We start from the raw sequence: 18,578 nt of genomic DNA, 5'->3' as shown, positions 1-18,578 counted from the left end.
CCCTCCGGGTGGGTGGGTCACCCCGGGGCGTCGTCGGGCGGCGCCACCCGCACCCAGCCCTTCGCCGCGGCCCGCACCCCCGCCTGGAAGCGGGTCTGCGCGCCCAGTGCGCGCATCAGGTCGTGCAGGCGGCGCTGGAACGTGCGGTAGCTCAACCCCAGCTGCTTGGCGATGCCGCGGTCCGGCATGCCGGTGGCGAGCAGCGCGAGCAGCCGGGCGTCCTGCGCGGACAGCGACCCGTGGTCGTGCGCGGAGAGCGGCAGCGCCTGCGACCACAGGCCCTCGAACAGCGCGCCCAGCGCGTCGAGCAGCGCGCAGGGGCGCACGACGAGCGCGGTGACCGGCTCGGGCGCCGTCGAATCCAGTGGGACGAGGCCGAGGTGGCGGTCGACCAGGATCATCTTCAGCGGCGCGTCGGGCACGACCCGCGCCTCCTCGCCCGGCGGCAGGACCGGTCCCGGCACGCCGTCCGGCGCGTACCGCTCCAGGCACGCGCGGTCGTAGACGCCGCGGAAGCGCACGCCGCGGTCCAGCAGCTCCCGTGACGCGGTCCGCGGCACGCCGGGCGGCCGGTCGTGGGGCGGTTTGTCGACGAACCGCACCTCGTGGCGCGCCGAGCGCACCAACCGGCTCGCGCGACGGGCGATCGCGTCCGCGCCGCGCACCACCTCCAGCAGCCGATCCGGGTCCGCGCCGCCCACCGCGCGCCGGTGGCGCTCCCGCAACTCGGCGCGCAGCAGGCGCACCTCCTCCAGCTCGCGCTGCTTGCGCACGAGCAGGCCGCCGAACGCGACCTCGGGCGCGACCGCGCCGAACCGCACCGGCCGGCCCTCGACGCGGGTGGCCAGCTCCAGGTCGACGAGTTTGCGCAGCACCGGGCCGAGCCGCCGCGCGCCGACGCCGAGCCGGTGGCCGAGTTCGGCCGCCGTGCCGGAGCCGTCCAGCAGGGCCCGGTAGACGTCGAGGTCGTCGGGGCTGAGGTCGGTGCGCGCGGGGCGCGTGCGCCCGGCCGGTCCGGTGTCGTGCGGAACCACGGTCGTCCCCCTGTCCTGCGAGTGGTCTGTCGTCCGGCGCGGGCGCCCGCGGCCCGCGCCTCACGCCCTGAGCACGGCCCAGATCAGCGTGCCGTCGGTCCACGTCGTGGACCAGCCGCAGCGCTCCGTCCGGTCCGGCGCGGCGGCGACGGCGCGGCGCAGGTCCCACGAGTCGCACCGCACCGGCACGTCGTCGCCCACCGCGATCACGAAGAGGTCCCGCCACCACTCGAAGGCGATGGTGGGCCGCCGGGGCAGGCCGCGGTCCACCAGGTCGACCAGCCCGGCCGCGACCCCGGCCGCGGGTTCGCCGATCCGCTCCAGGCTCCACACCCGGCACGCCTCCTCGGCGGCGAGCCGGGCGAACACCGGGGCGCCCGCGCGGGGCAGCGGCACCCGCACCACCCAGCGCCGCGGCGGCGGCCCGACGGACGCCACCGCTTCCTCCACCGTGTCGAAGCACGGCAGGTCCCACACCGCGCCCGGCTCCGCGCCGGTCAGCAGGATCGGCACCCCCGGCCACGACGCGACCTGGTCGCGCACCACCCGGAACACGCTGGACGCGAGCGGCGGCGCGACGCGCAGTCCGGTCAGGTCCGCCACGATCGCCGCGGGCTCGGCGAGCGCGGTCATCAGCAGCACGTCGCGCAGCGACGCGTAGTTCCCCGGCACCAGCAACCCCGACAGGTGCAGGATCGACACGCTCTCCTGCCCGAACACCCGCACGTGCAGCAGGTCTTCGTCCACGTCGCACCCTCCAACCGGTCGACCACGCCCCCGGCGGTCGCCCCCCTCGGTGACGGCGGTGGGGACCCGGCCGGGTGAGGAACCGCGGATCACCCGCTCGGCGGGCGGCCGTTCGAGCGGCGCCGGCGGTCGGTGTCCCGCCCGGCGGCCGGGACGGGACTCCCACCGGGGGTCGGGGCCCCGGTGGGCCGACGCGCCGCCGCGCACGGCCGGCGAGGTGGGCCGTTGCGGCACAGCGGTTCCGGGCGCCGCGCGGTGGTCGGAGCGGGACCTCCGCGGCAGTCACGACCACACCGTCCCCTCCAGCCGCACGCCACCGCACGGCGCATTGTGCGCACCGGTCCCCGGAGGCAGGCAAGGGGCCGCTTTCCACCGTGGCGGGGTGGCGGGGTGGCGCGAGGGGAACCGGGTCAGCCCGGGCCGCGCTCGGACTGGGCGTCCGCTTCCGGGGCGAACAGCAGCCGCCAGGCGGCGACGTCCTCCGCGACGTCGCCGAGCCGGCGGTCGGTGCTGTAGGCGTGGGCCCGCAGGCGCAGCAGCCCGGTGGCCGGGTCGCAGCCCAACTGCACGGCCACCGCGTCGGCCGCCTGGCGCACCGTCACCCACCGGGCCAGCACCGGGTCCGCGCCGGGCGCGCGGGGAGCGCCGTGCAGCATCAGCGCCAGCGCGGCGTCGGCCAGCAGCAGCCCGTCCACGATCCGGTCGGCGCCCAGGTCGACCGGGGCGCGGTGGTGCACCTCCAGGCAGCCGACCACGACCGCGCCCATCACGACCGGGAACGCGGAGACCGCGCGCACACCGCCGACGAGCGCCTGCGGCGCGAACGCCGGCCAGCGCACGAAGCGCTCCACCGCGTCCACGTCGTGGACGAGCACCGGGTACTCCTCGGCGATCGCGTCGAGCGCGGGTCCCTCGCCGACCGTGATCTCCGCCTCGGCGAGCCGCGCCGCGCCGTCGCCCACCGTCGCGACCGGCTCGGCCGTCACCGGGTCGACCGCCTCGTACAGCACGACGCCGTCGGCGGCCAGCACGTCGCGCGCCACCTCGCAGGCGTGCCGCACGCCGGCGTCCGCCCCCTCCACCTCCGCCCTGCGGAGGATCCCGTCCCACAGCAGCAACCGTCTCGCGTCATCCGACCGGCTTCCCATGACACCCACGATGGTGCCCGGCCACGACGTCCGCCCGACGAGCGGCGATGTTTCCCCGCGGCCCGGTATAGCCGCGCCGCGGTACCGGTACCGCGGCCCCCGCGGGCGGACCGTAGGGTGGCGGGGTGGGACTGTTCAGCGTGCCCGGGGCACGGGAGGAACTGGCCCGGCTGCGGCCGGTGCTCGACGAGATCGTCGCCGTCCGGGCGGACGCCGCGGAACTGGCCGCCGCGGTGCACTCGGGCGACCGCACCTCGCTCGGCGGGCTGCCGGAGCTGAAGGCGGCCCAGGCGCGGCTCGACGAGCTGATGACGGTGGTGCAGCGGACCGGCGCCGAGCTGAAGGGCTTCGCGCCGCTGCTGGTCGACTTCCCCGCCGACCTCGACGGCGTGCCGGTGCTGCTGTGCTGGCTGGAGGGCGACGAGGGCGTGGACTGGTACCACCGGGCCGACCTCGGTTTCGCCGGGCGGCGACGCCTGCCGTGACCCCGCGCCCCGCGCCCGCGCGGTCGTGCTGCGGGGCGGCCGGAACCACGTAGGCTCGCAGCCGTGAGCGAGCAGAACGAACACCCCGAGCACAGCCAGGGCGGGACGTACTCGGTCAAGGGCAAGGAGTTCACCCGGGACACCCGGTACATCACGACCCGGATCACCGCGGACGGGCGCGACGGGTTCGCCGTCGAACCGGGCCGCTACCGGCTGGTCGCCGCGCGGGCCTGCCCGTGGGCGAACCGGGCGATCATCGTGCGCAGGCTGCTCGGCCTGGAGGACGCGCTCTCGCTCGGCCTGCCCGGCCCGACCCACGACGCCCGCTCGTGGACGTTCGACCTCGACCCCGGCGGCCGGGACCCGGTGCTCGGCATCGAACGCCTCCAGGAGGCGTACTTCGCGCGAGACCCCGAGTACCCGCGCGGCATCACGGTGCCCGCCCTCGTGGACACCACGACCGGCGCGGTGGTCACCAACGACTTCGCGCAGATCACCCTGGACCTGTCCACCGAGTGGCGCGAGCACCACCGGGAGGGCGCGCCCGACCTGCTGCCCGCCGAGCACCGCGAGGAGTTGGACGCGGTGGTGCGGCGGGTGTTCACCGAGGTGAACAACGGCGTCTACCGGTGTGGTTTCGCGGGCGGCCAGGAGGCCTACGACGACGCGTACGACCGGTTGTGGACGGCGTTGGACTGGCTGGAGGAGCGGCTGGCCGACCGGCGCTACCTGGTCGGCGACACCATCACCGAGGCCGACGTGCGGCTGTTCACCACGCTCGTCCGCTTCGACCCGGTCTACCACGGGCACTTCAAGTGCAACCGGAACAAGCTCGCCGAGATGCCCAACCTGTGGGGCTACGCGCGCGACCTGTTCCAGACGCCGGGCTTCGGCGACACGGTCGACTTCGACCAGATCAAGAAGCACTACTACGTGGTGCACGAGGACATCAACCCGTCGGGGATCGTGCCGAAGGGGCCGGACCTCTCGGACTGGGTCACGCCGCACGGCCGCGAGGCGCTGGGCGGCAGGCCGTTCGGCGACGGCACCCCGCCGGGCCCGGTGCGCGAGGGTGAGCGCGTCGACCCCGACCACACGCCGCTGCGCGCCTGAGAGCGGTCACCCGGCGGTGGCGGCGAGGGTGCGCAGGGCCTCGTAGGAGCGCTGCACGAACGTGCCGCGCACGGTCGCGCCCGCGTTGGTCAGGGTGGCCAGCGCGGTGCGCCGCTGCGGGCTGAACCCGGCGAACGCGGTGAACCCGCGCGTGGCCCCCGAGTGGAACACCAGGTCGTGGCCCGGTCGGCGGCGCAGGTTCCACACGAGGCACAGGTGGTCGGTCCCGGACAGGGCGACGCGGGGCGTGGCGACGTCGACCGCCGCGGCGGTGCGTCGGTCGAGCAGCGCGGTCAGGTAGGCGAGCAGGTCCCGCGCCGACGAGCGCAGCGCGCCCGCGGCGGTCATGCCGGGCATCTCCCACGGCGGGCGCGGGCGGCCCCGCAGGTGGCCCGTCGCCTGCGGGGCGGTGGCGAGGCCGGTGTCGCGCAGGTCGAGCGGGCGGCACACGCGCTCGGCGAGCAGGTCCTCGTACGGGCGGCCCGCGGCGGCGGCCAGGGCCAGGCCCAGCACGGCGCCGCCGAAGTTGGAGTAGCGCACGCGGTGGTCGCGCCGGACGCGGGTGCGCCGCAGCGCCGCCGCCATCTCCTCCGGGCCGAAGTCGCGGTACGGGTTGGTGCGCCACGCGGGCACGGCGGCGCGCAGCAGCCCCGGCGGCAGCCTCGGCAGTCCCGAGGTGTGCGTGGCCAGCCCTTCCAGGGTCACGCCCTCCCCCAGTGCCGTCGCCAGGTAGCGGTCCACCGGGTCGTCGTGCCGCACCTCGCCGCGGGCCACCGCGTCGGCCAGCAGCAGCGCGGTGAACGTCTTGGTGAGCGACCCGACCTCGAAGCGGGTGCCCTCCGTGGCCGGTTCGCCCGGTGCCGCGTCGCCCGCGACCAGCAGCACCTCGTGGTCGCCCTGCCGGGCGGCGACGGCCACCGCCGAGGTCGCCGGGTCGAGCAGCGGGGTCAGCACGTCGACCCCGACCGTCGTCACGGGGCCCCGCCGAGCAGGCGCGACAGGGCGACGGTGCCGGCCACGACGGCGACCACGGCGGTGTGCTGGTGGTTGAGGAAGCGCAGGCGCGCGTCCCCCACCACCGGTTCGCCGTCGCGGGGCATCAGGCCGTCCTCGTGCTGGGCGGCGGCGAACGGCTCCCACTCGGCGGCCACCACGCGCGGCTCGGGCAGGGACGCGCTCACGATGAGCAGTTCGCCGACCAGGTCCCACTGCCGGGCCTCGGTCCACACGTCGATCCACACCGGCAGCCACTCGGCGAGGTAGCGGGCCACGTCGGGCGGCAGGCCGTCCGGGCGGCCGCCCCAGTCGGTGACGTGGAAGGCGGTGTGGGTGGCCTGGTAGGCGGTGTACCAGTCGATCGCCCAGGGCGGGGGCGTGCGGCCGAGCCAGGTGGCGCGGGTGAGGGCGGCCCAGTCGTCGTCCCGGGGTATGCCGACGACGCGGTGGGCGTTGGCCACGGCGAGCCGCCGGTTGGGCAGGACCTCGGTCATCGAGTCGGCCGCCGAGGTGTGCGCGAGCACCGCGTCCAGCCCGGCGTGCCGGTGGCCGGCGCGGGCGAACGGCGCGTAGATCTCCAGCGGGTCGGTGAGCAGCGCGTGCCGGAGCTGGCGCTCGTAGAGCAGGTCCCCGTGGCGCATCTGCTCCCAGGCGAAGTCGAGCACCTCCCGGGCGTGCCGCAGCTGCGTGCTGCCGGCGACGCCCTCGCGCAGCACGAGCGAGGTCGCCAGGGCCACCTCGCACAGGGGTTTGTAGACGCCATCGGGGTCGTTGAGGTCGGCGGTGGCGCTGTCGGTGAAAGCGCCGAACCCGCGGTTCTCGTGCAGCCAGGCCAGCGCCCGGGCCGCGACGTCGTGGACCAGCGCGGTCGTCGTCAACGGCCCACCGCCCCGAGGACGCGTCCGGCGACGGTCAGGTCGAGCAGCAGCCGGGCGTCGGCGCCCGCGTGCAGCCCCAGGTGCTCCAGCAGCAGCGGGGCGTCGAGCGGGACCCGGTCCGCGAGCAGCGCCACCCAGCGGGCCAGCCTGGCCGCCGTGGTGTGGTCCCGGCGCAGGAGGGCGCGGGTGGCGCCCCTGGCCAGGGCGAGCGGCTCGGCGGCCACCGCGTCGTGCACCGGTCCGCCCAGACCCGGCAGGGCCAGTGACGACAGCTGGGCGACGGCCACCGACCAGCGCGGCCAGTCCCCCGGATCGCCGAGCACGGCGGCGGCGTCGCCGGGCGGCCTGCCCAGGCGCGTCGCGGCCAGCCGGGTGGTCGCCCAGTCCCGCCACGCCTCGGCGGTGCCGGGCGGCGCGGACCGGGCGGAGGTGAGCCGGGCCAGCAGTTCGACCGTGCCCCAGTCCCGCCACGCCAGCACGCGCTGCTGGTGCGTCACCGGTTGGTGGACGGCGGGGAACGCCTCGAAGGCGTCGGCGACGGCGCCGGCGTCCCGGACGTCCAGGGGTCGCCCCGACAGCAGGTGCGGGGCGAAGACGTCGGCTCCCACGAGGCGCACGGCCCCCAGGCCGGCCACGACGTCGGAGCACGTGTCGAGGAAGTCGGCGACACCTGTCGGACCGACTTCCCCGAACGCGCCGACGACGTGGCCGGCCAGCGCGGCGGCCGTGTCCACGCAGGACGCACGGCCCACCCGACCTTCAGCGGTCACTACTTCCCCGGTTCCTTCGGCACGCTGGGGGAGGCGACCAGCAGCAGCCCGAGCAACAGGGCTCCCGCCGCCGACGGCACGGGCAGCGGCGGATCGGTCACCGCGGTCTCCGGCTCGGCCACCGCCGACATCAACTCGGCCACGTCCTCCGGTGTCGCGACCGGACGGACCAATGATCGAACAGCCATCGCGTACCTCCTCGTTCAGCGTCGTTCCGGTTGGAGCTCTTGCCCTTCGAGTGCAACACGCGGAGGTTCACCCCATCGGTTGGAACCGTCCATCGGCGACGAATGCACCCGTCCAGGTGACAGGTGTCCACGGCGGAAACACGAACCCCTCTCGTAGCGGGGCGCTCGCGGCGGACGATCCCCACTGCGGGAGGAGATCCCCACTACGCCCGAGGAGTGCGCATGCCCCGCTCAACCAGGCTGCTCGCGGCGGTCGCCGCCGCGACGCTGGCCCTGTCCGGCACGGCGGTCGCGCAGGTCGCCGATCCCGCCGTCGTGTTCTTCAGCCCCAGCACGCAGGTCGGGCTGGAGGTCGGCGTGCCCGTCCTCGTCACCGGCGCCACGGTCACCCCGGACACCGCCTCGGTCGCGGCCACCGAGCTGACGTTCGACGGCGGCGCCACCTGGGTCCGGGCGACACCGGTGCGGGTGCTCGCGGCCTCCGCGTCGACTGGACCTACCTGTGGACGCCGGACGCCGTCGCCGACGCGGTGGTCGCCGGGCGCGCGGTCACCGCGGCGGGCCCCGGCGCGGCGGGCGAGGCGCTGGTCCTGCACGTCGGCGGCGAGACCGTGCCGCAGCCGGTGGACTGCGCCGTGCGCTGCGAGATGTACACGCCGTACGCGGCGGAGGTCCAGGACCACGACACCCTGCCGGTCGAGGTGGGGATCAGGGTCCGGGTCGACCGGCCCGGCCTGGTCCTGGGCGCCTCGCTGGGCCGCGGCGCGTACCGGGGGCCGATCCTGCTGCGCCTGTGGTCCGACGGCGTGCTGCTGGCCGAGCAGCCGTGGGACCACCCGGGCCGGATGGCCGAGATCGACTTCGCGACCCCGGTGCCGGTCGTGCCCGGCCAGGACTACGTGGTGTCGTACTACACGCCGCAGGGCGGGTACCTGGTGGCCGAGGACCACCTCACCGGGACGGTCGTGGACGCGCCGTTCACCGCGCCGCACGACGGCGTCCACGGCGCCGGCGTGTACCACTACGGCGTGGGCGGCGGCTTCCCGACGGACAGCTACCGGGACAGCCACTACTTCGTGCAACCGGAGTTCCGCGGCTGACGGGCGCGGGCGGGACCGCCCGGTCCCGCCCTCCCCCCGCTCAGCCCTTGATCACCTCGCGCAGCCGGGTGGCGAAGCCCTCCGGGTCGCCGGCGAACCCGACGTGGTCGCCCGGGAACATCGTCGGCGCCACGCCGAGCGCGGCGGCCAGGGCCCGCGACGTGCGGTCGCACAGCTGGCCCGCGGACTCCTCGCCGATGCCGACCACGATCCGGGTCGGCGCGGCGCGCAGCACCTCCAGGTCGGGCACCCACCGGGTGGTCGGGACCAGCATGGCCGAGTGCTGGTAGTCGGCGTCCGCGACGTCCTGCGCGGACCGCTCGCCGCCGACCATGTGCCGGAACACCTCCTCGGGCAGGTCGATGTCCGCGAGCGCGAGGAACTCGCGGAACGCGCCCTCGTGGTCGCCCGCGAGGTGCGTGGCCGCGATGCCCGCGGTCCGCGCCCGCAGCTCCGCGCGCTCGTCGAGCAGCTCGTTCAGCGGCGGCTCGTGGGCGATGACGGTGTCCACGAGGTCCGGGCGGGCCTGCACGAGGGCGAGCGCGCTGACCGCGCCGCCGCTGGAGCCGAGCACGACGGCCGGACCGGCGTGGACGTGCTCGACGAGCCGGGCGAGGTCGTCGGCGCGCAGCTCCGGCGTCGCGTCGCGGTCCCGGTCGTCCACCGCGCTGCGGTTGATGCCGCGCGGGTCGGTGGTGAGCACGGTGTGGTCGGCGGCCAGCAGGTCGGCCAGCGGTTCGAACGACCGGGCGTCCATCGGCGCGCCGACGAGCACGACGAGCGGCCCCGTGCCGCGCAGCTCGTAGTGCAGGGACGCGTCCGGGACGCGCAGGGTGTGGGTGGTGGTCATCCGGTTCCTCCTGGTAGCGGGGGGCGGCAAGCCCGTTCGGGGTACTGGACTCCGTCCATCGGGCAGAATCGTCGGTCGTGAGCGAAGTTTTTTCGGCACCCGCCCCGGAGGACCCCGACGTGGACCTCGCGCGGGGCGGTGACGACGCCGCGTTCACCCGCCTGGTGCGGCCGCTGCGGCGCGAGCTGCACGCGCACTGCTACCGCGTGCTCGGCTCCGCGCACGACGCCGACGACGCCCTCCAGGACGCGCTGCTGCGCGCGTGGCGCGGCTTCTCCCGGTTCGAGGGGCGGAGTTCGCTGCGCACGTGGCTCTACACCGTGGCCACCCACGCCTGCCTGGACGTGGTGGCGAGCCGGGGTCGGCGCGCGCTGCCCGTCGACCTGGGGCCGGCCGCCGAGCGCCTGGTGCTGCCCGACGAGCCGCGCACCGACGTGGCGTGGCTGGGGCCCTACCCGGACCCGGTCGGGCCGGACGGCGCGGTGACGCGCCGCGAGGCGGTGGAGCTGGCATTCGTGGCGGCGCTCCAGCACCTGCCGGGCAACCAGCGGGCGGCGCTGCTGCTGTTCGACGTCCTGGGGTTCTCGGCGGCCGAGATCGCCGAGGCCCTCGGCACGACCACGACGTCGGTGAACTCGGCGCTGGCCCGCGCCCGCCGGGTGGTGGCGGAGAAGGCGCCCTCGGTCGGCGAGCAGCGGTCGCTGCACCGCGTCGGCGACGTGCGGCTGCGGGAGGTCGTCACCGGCTTCTGCACGGCGCTGGAGCGCGGTGACGCGGACGCGATGGTCGCGCTGCTCACCGAGGACGTCACCTGGTCCATGCCGCCGCTGCCGAACTGGTACCGGGGCGTGGACGCGGTGATGGACTTCGTCGTCCGGGTCCCGATGACCGGCTGCGGGTCGTGGCGGCACCTGCCGACGAGCGCGAACGGGCAACCCGCCGTGGGGTGCTACCTGCGCAGGCCGGGGTCGTCCGGGCCGTACGAGGCGTGGACGGTGAACGTGCTGGGGCTGCGCGGCGACCGGGTCTCGGAGGTGGTGTCGTTCATCGGGCTGGAGCACTTCGCGCTGCTGGGCCTGCCCGCCTCGCTCCCCTGAGCCGGGTCGTCCGCGGCGTCGTCGTCGCAGCGCACGGGCGGGTGCTACCCGGCCGGCGGCTCCCCACCGCGACCGCGCACCAGCGGCGCGATGGCCACGCCCACGACGTTGGCGGCGACGGCGCTCGACAGGGCGATGGTCCAGCCGACCGGCCCCAGCGGCGTGCAGCCGAAGAACCGGCTCACCCCCGGCGTCTGGACCACCCCGGCCAGCACGGCGGCCGAGCCCAGGCTCGCGGCCGGCACGGCGCGGTCCGCGCCACCGGTCAGCAGGGTCTGGCCCAGCTGCGTGCCGACCAGCGCCACCAGGGCCACGGTGCTCGCCCGGCGGGCCCGGCCGGTGAACCTGGCCGCCGTCCACGCGGCGGTCGCGCCGAGCGCGGTCGTGACCGCCCGCGCGGACACGTCCCGGGTCAGCGCCGAACCCAGCGACGAGGTGGGGCCCTCCCGCAGCAGCTCCGGCACCGACTCGCCGGCCGGCCGGCTCAGCGCGATCGCCATGGCGGGCGCCAGGTCGGTCAGCAGGTTCACCAGCAGCAACTGCCGGGCGGTCAGCGGCGAGCGGCCGGTCAGCGCCGCCCCGACCACGCTGAACGCGATCTCGCCGAGGTTGCCGCCGAGCAGGATCGCCAGCGCCTCCCGCACCGAGGCCCACATCGCGCGGCCCTCGACCAGCGCGGCCACGATCGTCTCCAGCCGGTCGTCGGTGACGACCAGGTCGGCGGCGGCGCGAGCGGCCGGGGTGCCGCGACCGCCCAGGGCGATGCCCACGTCGGCCAGCCGGATCGCGGGCGCGTCGTTCGCGCCGTCGCCGGTCATCGCGACCACGCGCCCCATCCGCTGGTAGGCCTCGATGATGCGGACCTTCTGCGCGGGCGTGCAGCGGGCGACGACGTCGGCGTCGCCCAGCACGGCGTCCAGCGCCTCGTCGTCCAGGGCGTCGACCTGCGCGCCGGTGACGACGGTGACCGGGGCGTCGCCGTTGACCTCGGTCGCGATGGCCTCGCCGGTCGCCGGGTGGTCGCCGGTGATCATGACGATCCGCACGCCCGCCGCGCGCAGGGCGGCGGCGGCCGGCGGCGCGCCGTCGCGGACCGGGTCGGCGAGCGCGACGAACCCGACCAGCCGCAGTCGGCGCACGTCCTCGTCGGTCACCGAGTCGCGGGTGAACCCGGCCCGCTCGGCGACGGCGAGCACGCGGTGGCCGCGGGCGGCGAGCCGGTGCACGCGGGCGTCGAGCCGCCTGCGGGCGCGGGCGTCGAGGTCGCAGCGCGGCAGGACCACCTCGGGCGCCCCCTTGGCGCTGAGCACCCCGGACGCGCCGAGCACGGCGTGGTAGCCGCGCGACGGTTCGAACGGCAGCGCGTCGATCGGCACCCACCCCGCTCCCGGCCCGACCCGCGCCGAGCGGGCGCCCTCCAGCACGGCCCGGTCGGTCTGGTGGGCCAGGTCCGCCGGGTCGTCGGCGGGCGGCGTGGCCCGCACGGCCGCGGCCAGCACCTCGCGCGCCCCGTCGGTCAGGGCTCCGGGCGCGGCCCCGCGGCGGCCGTCGTCGACGAGGCAGACGGCGAGCCTGCCCTCGGTGAGGGTGCCGGTCTTGTCGAAGCACAGCACGTCCACGCGCCCCAGCGCCTCGATGGTGCGGGGGTTGCGGACCAGCGCACCGTGCTCGGCGAGCCTGCGCGCGGCGGCCAACTGGGCGGCGTTGACCAGGAACGGCAGGCCCTCCGGCACCGAGGCGACGGCGAGGTTCACCGCCGCGCCCATGCTCTGCCGCAGCGGCACGCCGCGCAGCAGCCCCAGGCCGGTCACCGCGACCGCCGACCCGAGCGCGACCGGCATCGTGCGGCGGGTCAGCTCGGCGAGCCGCGCCTCGACGCCCGTGGCCGGCCCGGCCCGTCGCGCGGCGGCCATGCCGCGCCCCACCTCGGTGGCGTCCCCGGTGGCGACGACCACGGCCGACGCCTGCCCGGCCGCGATCGTGGTGCCCTCGTAGAGCATCGACGTCCGGTCGGCCAGGTCGGCGGCGACCACCGGCGCGACGCCCTTGGCCGCCGGCAGGGACTCGCCGGTCACGGGCGACTCGTCGGCCTCCACGCCGTCGGCCTCCAGGAGCCGGCAGTCGGCGGGCACCACGTCGCCCGCGACCAGCCGCACCACGTCGCCCACGACGAGCCCGTCGGAGGTGATCTCCCGGTCGTGCCCGTCGCGGACCACCGTGGCCCGGACCGCCGACCGCGCCAGCAGGCCGGCCAGCGCGCGGTCCGTCACGACCTGCTGCACGCCGCCGATCAGCGCGGACACCCCCACGACGCCCGCCACGAGCGCCGCGTCGACCGGTGAGCCCACGGCCGCGGAGAGCGCCGCGCCGCCCGCCAGCACCGGCGTGAGGGGGTTGGCCAGTTCGGCGAGGAACGCGCTGCCGAGGCTCGTGCCGACCGCCTGCCGGCCGGTGGACGTGCGCAGCCTGCGCTGCGCTTCCCGCGCGGTGAGCCCGTCCGGCCCGGACCCCACCCGCTCCAGGACGGCCGCCACCGGCATCAGGTGCCACGGTCGGCCGACCGGGACGTCCCGGTCGGCGCCGCGCCCGTCCAGTCCGCGCGCCCGCCACACGCCGTCGACGAACGCCAGGGCCGACGCGCCGTCGACCGCGCGGGAGGCACGCCGGGCGGGCACTCCCCCGCGCGCGCCCAACGCCCCGACCGCGCCGATGCCGGTGGCCGCCTTGGCCAGCAGGAGCGCGTCGCGGTCCACCCGCCGCGCGGTGGGCACCGCCTCGACCAGCAGCACCGCGGTGTCGGGGTCGCGGACCACGACGTGCGCGCCCCACGGCGGCGGCGTGCCGTTGCGGTGGACGCCGACGCCGCAGTCCGCCGAGCCGAGCGCCTGGCGGTTGTCGGACACCGCGAGGACGACGTGCCCGTCCGCCTGGAGCGCCCGCACCGCCCCCACCAGGCCGCGTCCGGACGGCACCACGTCGTCGGCGTGCCGGACCGGGCAGCGGTCGCGGTCGGTGGCCACCACGACCCGCAGGCCGGCGTCCCGCGCGGCGGCGGCGAGCGCGTCGACGGCGGGGGTGCTCTCCACGTCCACCGAGAGCACCGCCCGCAGTCGCGGGCCCTCGGCCAGCCCGAGCACCGCGGCGCGCGCGGCGAGCGCCGCGCGTTCGGCCGTGCCCCGGGGGCCGGTGACGTCGAGCCGGTCGACGGGCCCCAGCGCCCACTCGCCGGCGCGCCGGACCGCGGCCGGGTCGGCGGGGTCGAACAGGGCGAACGCCCGTTCGGCGAGCACGCCGGTGTCGGGACCGCCGGAGCGGTTTCCGGTGGTGCCCCCGGTCGGCAGGGGCACCAGGTCGGTCAGCGCCGACCGGCCCGACCCGAGTGCGGCCTCGTCCAGCACCAGGACGTCGACCCCGGCCAGCCTGCGCAGCACGGCGCGGTCCATCACGAGCGCGCCCCGCCCCGCGAGCACCCGCCCGAGTCGGGCCGCGAACGCGGCGCGCCCCACCGAGGGCGCCTTGGGCAGGCTCGCCATCCCCAGTGCCGCCGCGCGCCGCGGGCCGGTGAACGGCGCCGCCGCCACCGCCGCCACCGCACCCGCCGCGATGGCCCGGCGCGCGTACCGCTCGACCGGCCCCTCCGGGAACGGCGCCGGGCGTTCCACGGTGACCGGCTCGGCCCCGGCGTCCTCGGGACCCCGGATCAGGTCCGCCTCGGCCGCGCACCACGCCCTCTCGTGCGCCCGCACCTCGCGCCACTGCTGCACGCGCTGCGCCACGTCGAGGAGGGTGCCCTCGCCGCGCGACGCCAGCCCGTGCACGAGCGCGGCGACCACCGACCTGGCCGTGTCCGCGCGCTCGCGCCCCTGGAAGCGGTTCGCGACCACCTCGCGCAGCGCCGGGTGCAGCTCGATCGCCGACGTCAGCGCGGTCAGCTCGGCGGGCAGCGGCGCCCACGGGGCCACCCTGGTGACCGCGGCCAGCGCCAGGCCGGCGGCGTCGGCGGCCAGCGCGGACAGCAGCCTGGTGCCCTTCAGCCCGTCGGCCGGGTGGTGCAGCTCGTCCTCGACCAGCCGCTCCTCCCCGGTCGCCGGTCCGGCCTCGGCGCGCCGGACCAGCGCGACCAGCTCGGCGGTGGCGGGAGGCGGGTCGTCCACCGCGACGACCACCCGCGCGGAGGGCGCGTTGACGCGCGCCCAGCGGACGCCGGGGTGCGCTTCGAGCACGCGTTCCACGCGCCGCGCCACCCGCTGCCCGCGCGGGCCGTGCACGCCGTGCGCCTCGATGTGCAGCCGCCCCGGGCAGGACCACACGTGCCGCCGGTCCCGCCGCGTCACCTGCTCCACGGGGGCGAGCGCCCACCCGAGCAGGCCCTTGGTCACGCGTGCGGGGTCGATGCCCAGGAGTTCCACCGTGCCTGTTTTCCCGCCGTGACCAGCCACTACGCACCACGACCAGGTGAGCCCGTGATCGCCCGATTGGGCTCTTCGAGTGAATCTTGTGTACGACGCGTCGCAATGGGAACCCGGCCGGGTGGTTGTGCACCCTGGGGAGGCGGTTGTGCGCGGAGAGTTGGTTGCCTTAGCCGCGGTCCTGGGTCTGGTCGCCGCCGGGTGCGGCGGTGTGGGCGCCTCACCGGGCGACGCGCCCAACGCCCTGGTCACCATGGGGTTCGGCCTGCCCGACGAGCACGCGACGGCGCGCGTGGCGCTGTTCCGCGAGGCCAACCCCGAGGTGGACCTGAGGATCGTCGAGGGCGCGTTCGACGAGCAGCAGTTCCTCTCCGCGGTGGCGGCGGGCGAACCGCCCGATCTCGTCTACGCCGAACGCCGCAAGCTCGGCGGCTACGCCGCGCGCGGCGCGGTGGAGAGCCTGGAGGACTGCGTCCGGGAGCAGGGCGTGGACGTCGGGCAGTTCCGCGAGGCCGCCGTCCGGCAGGTCACCTACCAGGGGCGGGTGTACGGGCTGCCCGACTTCGCCGGCGTCCGCCTGCTCCTGCTCAACAACCCCGTGCTGCGCGAGGCGGGCGTGGACCCGGCGTCCGTGTCCACGGCGGACTGGGACGCGCTGACCGCGCTCACCGACCGGCTCGCGCGCCGGGACGGCTCGAAGCTCCAGCGCATCGGGTTCGACCCGAGGATGCCCGAGTTCCTGCCGATGTGGGCCGCCGCCAACGGCGTGCACCTGGTCGGTGACGACGGCCTGGACGTGCGACTGGACGACCCGCGCGTGGTGGAGGCGGTCCGGTTCACCGCGGACCTGGTCGAGCGGCAGGGCGGCTGGGCGTCGTTCAAGGCGTTCCGCGACACGTTCGACCAGTTCGGCGCGGCCAACCAGTACGCGACCGGTCAGCTCGCCGCGATGCCGATGGACTCCTGGTACCTCAGCACGCTGGCCGCGAACTCGCCGGAGGCGGACATCGGCGTCGCGCCGTTCACCGACCGGGAGGGCCGGCCGGTGACCGAGCTGGGCGGGCAGGCGTGGGCGATCCCCAAGGGGTCGCGGCACCCCGACGCGGCGTGCCGCTTCATCGCCACGATGACCGCGACGGAGACGTGGGTGACCGCGGCGACGGCCCGCCGCGACGCCCTGGCCGCGGCCGGCAAGCCCTACGGCGGCACGTTCACCGCGAACCGGGCCGCCGACGAGCGGATCTTCCGCGAGGTGTTCGACCCGAAGGGGAACCGCATCCTCGAACGCGGGGTGCCCGCCGTGCTGGCGTTGCAGGACGTGGCGTTCGCGGTGCCGCCGAGCCCGGCGGCGAGCGACCTCGTGCGCGCCTGGGAGGGCGCGGTGAACCGGGTGCTCACCGGGGGGCAGGACCCGGACGAGGCGATGGCCCAGGCCCAGCGGGAAGCCGAACGCGCGCTCAAGCGCGCGGGCGGGCGGTGACGCGGTGGCCGCGCGATCGGTGACCTCGCGCGAGGCGCGGGCCGGGTGGTTGTTCCTGCTGCCCTGGATCGTCGGTTTCCTGGCGTTCACCGCAGGGCCGATGCTCTACAGCCTGTGGCTGTCGCTCACCCACTACGACATGCTCAAGCCGCCCACCTACGTCGGGCTGGAGAACTACCGCGAGGCGGTCGCCGACGAGCGGGTCGGCACGGCGATGTGGAACACGGTGTTCTTCACCGTCCTGCACGTGCCCGCGCAGATCGCGCTCGCCCTGGGCCTGGCCTCCCTGCTGCGCCGCGCGGGCCGGACGGCCGGGTTCTTCCGCACGATCGTGTACCTGCCGGTGATGACGCCGCCGGTGGCGCTGGCCGCGCTGTTCCTGCTGCTGCTCAACGGGCAGAACGGCGCGGTCAACGAGTTCCTGTCCTGGTTCGGGTTCACCGGGCCGAACTGGACGACCGACCCGGCGTGGATCAAGCCCGGCCTGGTGGTGATGGGCCTGTGGACGGTCGGCAGCACGGCGGTGCTCTACCTGGCCGCGCTCACCCGCGTGCCGCTGGAGCGCTACGAAGCGGCCCGCCTGGACGGCGCGTCCCCGTGGCGGCAGTTCTGGCACGTGACGCTGCCGGGCATCAGCGGCACGGTCTACTTCACGGTGGTGGTGAACACGATCGCCTCGCTCCAGGTGTTCACCGAGGCGTACGCGATGTACTTCGGGGCGCGGGCCAAGCAGTCCGCCGAGGGCGACGCGGCGCTGTTCTACGTCATCCACCTGTTCCAGGAGGCGTTCGGGTCGCTGCGGATGGGCTACGCCTCCGCGCTGGCGTGGTTCCTGTTCGCCGTCATCGCGGTGGTGACGTTCGTGCAGGTGCGGATGTCGCGTCGGTACGTCCACAACGAAGGTGAGCGGCCGTGAGGCGCGTCGGGGTTCTCGCGGGGCTGCTGGTCGTCACGCTGGCGTTCGGCTACCCGTTCTGGTGGTTGGTGAGCGCGTCGCTCAAGGACCGGGCGCACGTCTTCGACAACGCGCTGCTCCCCCGGCCCTTCTCGCCGCAGAACTACGTCGAGGTGTGGCAGGCGGTGCCGCTGACGACGTGGATCGGCAACAGCGTCGCGATCGGGCTGGCCGCCGCCGCGTCGGCCACGGCGGCGAGCGCGCTGGTGGCGTTCGGCTTCGCGATGTTCCGCTTCCCCGGCCGCGACGCGCTGTTCGGCGTCGTGCTGGCGACCATGATGCTGCCCGCCGCGGTCACCATGGTGCCGGTGTACCTGGAGTGGCACGCGCTCGGCCTGGCGACCACGCAGGTGCCGCTGTGGGCGCAGAACCTGTTCGGCTCGGCGTTCTACATCTTCCTGCTGCGCCAGTTCTTCCTCGGTCTGCCGCGCGAGGTGTTCGACGCGGCCAAGGTGGACGGCGCGGGCGCGTGGCGGCTGTTCACCGGCATGGCCCTGCCGCTGGCCCGGCCGGGGCTGATCGTGGTCTTCGTGTTCGAGCTGAAGGCGGCGTGGACCGACCTGGTCAAGCCGCTCATCTACCTGCGCGAGACCGAGCTGTACACGGTGCCGCGCGGGTTGAAGGCCGTGCTGGACCGCTTCGGGGAGGGTGGCGAGGAGCAGTGGGAGCTGGTGCTGGCGGCGAGCACGATCGCGACCGTGCCGATGATCCTGCTGTTCCTGGTGGCGCAGCGGTACTTCGTGCGGGGCACCGTGACGCAGCACGTGGAGCAGTGAGGCGGCCGTCCACCTGGGACACGACGGTCACGACGCGTGGCCCGATGAGCCGGTTGCCTGAGCACTCACCCGATAAAACGAGATGTTGATTACACCGCGTCAATGCATTGTCCGGACCTCTCGGTCAGCGAGGATGGCAGGGTGACCAAGGCACAGAAGATCGCGGCGGCGTGGTCGGGCCTGCCCGCCGCCGATTTGAGCGACGAGGTGAAGCACCTCGTGCAGACGCGCGACGCCGGCGCCCGGGCCATCTGGGCCGCGGTGCGCGAGGACGCCGTGCTCGCCGCCCGCGTGCGCGGGTCGTTGGCGGGCCTCAAGGCCGAGTACCGCGGTCACCGGGACGAATCCATGTGGTTGCTGTGGGTGAACCAGGTGCAGCAGCAGCTGGCCGTCCCGGCCACCGCGCCCGCGGCCGTGCCCGCGCGGGACGAGGCGCGGGACGACGACGAGCCGACCGCGGAGATCTCGCTGCCGGCCCCCGCCGCGCCGCGCCAGGCGGTGGCCGCGCCCGCCCTGCTGTTCCAGGAGCCGCTGTCCTCCTGACGCGTGACG

General features: G+C 76.0%; 18 protein-coding genes. 8 read left to right on the top strand and 10 right to left on the bottom strand.

What is annotated here, in order from left to right; all coding sequences use genetic code 11:
- Window positions 1-17: 17 nt before the first annotated feature.
- From J2S66_RS07960 to J2S66_RS07950, 3 genes are all read right to left on the bottom strand, one after another.
- Window positions 18-1,034 (bottom strand): helix-turn-helix domain-containing protein, encoded by a 1,017-nt coding sequence (locus J2S66_RS07960; protein WP_310305704.1) that lies wholly within the window; start codon window positions 1,032-1,034, stop codon window positions 18-20.
- 60 nt (window positions 1,035-1,094) lie between these two features.
- Entirely contained in the window at window positions 1,095-1,781 is a 687-nt protein-coding gene (locus J2S66_RS07955; protein ID WP_310305701.1) for a hypothetical protein, read from the bottom strand.
- A gap of 410 nt (window positions 1,782-2,191) precedes the next feature.
- Complete coding sequence (locus tag J2S66_RS07950; RefSeq protein ID WP_310305699.1) at window positions 2,192-2,929, bottom strand: GAF domain-containing protein; 738 nt, start codon at window positions 2,927-2,929, stop codon at window positions 2,192-2,194.
- A 125-nt stretch (window positions 2,930-3,054) separates the two neighbouring features.
- On the opposite strand from J2S66_RS07950, the gene J2S66_RS07945 reads away from it, so the two are divergent.
- Entirely contained in the window at window positions 3,055-3,414 is a 360-nt protein-coding gene (locus J2S66_RS07945) for a DUF2203 domain-containing protein (protein WP_310305696.1), read from the top strand.
- A 150-nt stretch (window positions 3,415-3,564) separates the two neighbouring features.
- Window positions 3,565-4,527, top strand: coding sequence for a glutathione S-transferase family protein (locus J2S66_RS07940; protein WP_310314718.1), 963 nt, complete (start codon window positions 3,565-3,567; stop codon window positions 4,525-4,527).
- A gap of 6 nt (window positions 4,528-4,533) precedes the next feature.
- Here the strand turns inward: J2S66_RS07940 and J2S66_RS07935 are convergent, their stop codons facing one another.
- From J2S66_RS07935 to J2S66_RS07915, 5 genes are all read right to left on the bottom strand, one after another.
- Window positions 4,534-5,502 (bottom strand): serine hydrolase domain-containing protein, encoded by a 969-nt coding sequence (locus J2S66_RS07935; protein ID WP_310305694.1) that lies wholly within the window; start codon window positions 5,500-5,502, stop codon window positions 4,534-4,536.
- Complete coding sequence (locus tag J2S66_RS07930) at window positions 5,499-6,401, bottom strand: DUF6895 family protein (protein WP_310305692.1); 903 nt, start codon at window positions 6,399-6,401, stop codon at window positions 5,499-5,501. Before J2S66_RS07930 ends, J2S66_RS07935 begins: the two co-directional genes overlap by 4 nt.
- Window positions 6,398-7,171 (bottom strand): hypothetical protein, encoded by a 774-nt coding sequence (locus J2S66_RS07925; RefSeq protein WP_310305690.1) that lies wholly within the window; start codon window positions 7,169-7,171, stop codon window positions 6,398-6,400. The genes J2S66_RS07930 and J2S66_RS07925 overlap by 4 nt, the downstream gene beginning before the upstream one ends.
- The gene (locus J2S66_RS07920; RefSeq protein WP_306747693.1) at window positions 7,171-7,359 is read right to left on the bottom strand and encodes a hypothetical protein; all 189 of its coding nucleotides are present in this window, start codon (window positions 7,357-7,359) and stop codon (window positions 7,171-7,173) included. Before J2S66_RS07920 ends, J2S66_RS07925 begins: the two co-directional genes overlap by 1 nt.
- 203 nt (window positions 7,360-7,562) lie before the next feature.
- A complete protein-coding gene (locus J2S66_RS07915; RefSeq protein ID WP_310305688.1) occupies window positions 7,563-7,775 on the bottom strand; it encodes a hypothetical protein in 213 nt (70 codons plus the stop codon).
- 114 nt (window positions 7,776-7,889) lie between these two features.
- On the opposite strand from J2S66_RS07915, the gene J2S66_RS07910 reads away from it, so the two are divergent.
- Entirely contained in the window at window positions 7,890-8,459 is a 570-nt protein-coding gene (locus J2S66_RS07910; protein WP_310305685.1) for a DUF4082 domain-containing protein, read from the top strand.
- A 40-nt stretch (window positions 8,460-8,499) separates the two neighbouring features.
- On the opposite strand, the gene J2S66_RS07905 is transcribed toward J2S66_RS07910, so the two are convergent.
- A complete protein-coding gene (locus J2S66_RS07905) occupies window positions 8,500-9,309 on the bottom strand; it encodes an alpha/beta fold hydrolase (protein WP_310305682.1) in 810 nt (269 codons plus the stop codon).
- A 77-nt stretch (window positions 9,310-9,386) separates the two neighbouring features.
- Here J2S66_RS07905 and J2S66_RS07900 point away from each other — a divergent pair, with 77 nt between their 5' ends.
- Entirely contained in the window at window positions 9,387-10,406 is a 1,020-nt protein-coding gene (locus J2S66_RS07900) for a sigma-70 family RNA polymerase sigma factor (protein WP_310305679.1), read from the top strand.
- Between the two features lie 44 nt (window positions 10,407-10,450).
- Here the strand turns inward: J2S66_RS07900 and J2S66_RS07895 are convergent, their stop codons facing one another.
- Window positions 10,451-14,815 carry an HAD-IC family P-type ATPase gene (locus J2S66_RS07895; RefSeq protein WP_310305677.1) on the bottom strand — a complete coding sequence of 1,455 codons (4,365 nt, stop codon included), beginning with the start codon at window positions 14,813-14,815 and terminating at the stop codon, window positions 10,451-10,453.
- Between the two features lie 160 nt (window positions 14,816-14,975).
- Here J2S66_RS07895 and J2S66_RS07890 point away from each other — a divergent pair, with 160 nt between their 5' ends.
- The 4 genes from J2S66_RS07890 (at window position 14,976) to J2S66_RS07875 (ending at window position 18,569) form a co-directional block, all read left to right on the top strand.
- Window positions 14,976-16,295, top strand: a complete 1,320-nt coding sequence (locus J2S66_RS07890; RefSeq protein ID WP_310305674.1) for an extracellular solute-binding protein — start codon at window positions 14,976-14,978, stop codon at window positions 16,293-16,295.
- A gap of 4 nt (window positions 16,296-16,299) precedes the next feature.
- Window positions 16,300-17,211, top strand: a complete 912-nt coding sequence (locus tag J2S66_RS07885) for a carbohydrate ABC transporter permease (protein WP_310305671.1) — start codon at window positions 16,300-16,302, stop codon at window positions 17,209-17,211.
- On the top strand, window positions 17,208-18,026 hold the full coding sequence (locus tag J2S66_RS07880) for a carbohydrate ABC transporter permease (RefSeq protein WP_310305668.1): 819 nt from the start codon (window positions 17,208-17,210) through the stop codon (window positions 18,024-18,026). Before J2S66_RS07885 ends, J2S66_RS07880 begins: the two co-directional genes overlap by 4 nt.
- Before the next feature lie 141 nt (window positions 18,027-18,167).
- Complete coding sequence (locus J2S66_RS07875; RefSeq protein ID WP_310305667.1) at window positions 18,168-18,569, top strand: hypothetical protein; 402 nt, start codon at window positions 18,168-18,170, stop codon at window positions 18,567-18,569.
- The last annotated feature ends 9 nt before the right edge of the window (window positions 18,570-18,578 follow it).

This window comes from Saccharothrix longispora, from assembly GCF_031455225.1.
GTDB classification, from domain to species: Bacteria; Actinomycetota; Actinomycetes; order Mycobacteriales; family Pseudonocardiaceae; genus Actinosynnema; species Actinosynnema longispora.
This window is presented reverse-complemented; position numbering and strand designations above follow the sequence as displayed.

Excerpts from the sequence above, each read along its gene's own strand:
- J2S66_RS07950 (WP_310305699.1), bottom strand. The coding sequence starts at position 2,929 with ATGGGAAGCCGGTCGGATGACGCGAGACGGTTGCTGCTGTGGGACGGG.
- J2S66_RS07920 (WP_306747693.1), bottom strand. The coding sequence starts at position 7,359 with ATGGCTGTTCGATCATTGGTCCGTCCGGTCGCGACACCGGAGGACGTG.
- J2S66_RS07905 (WP_310305682.1), bottom strand. The coding sequence starts at position 9,309 with ATGACCACCACCCACACCCTGCGCGTCCCGGACGCGTCCCTGCACTAC.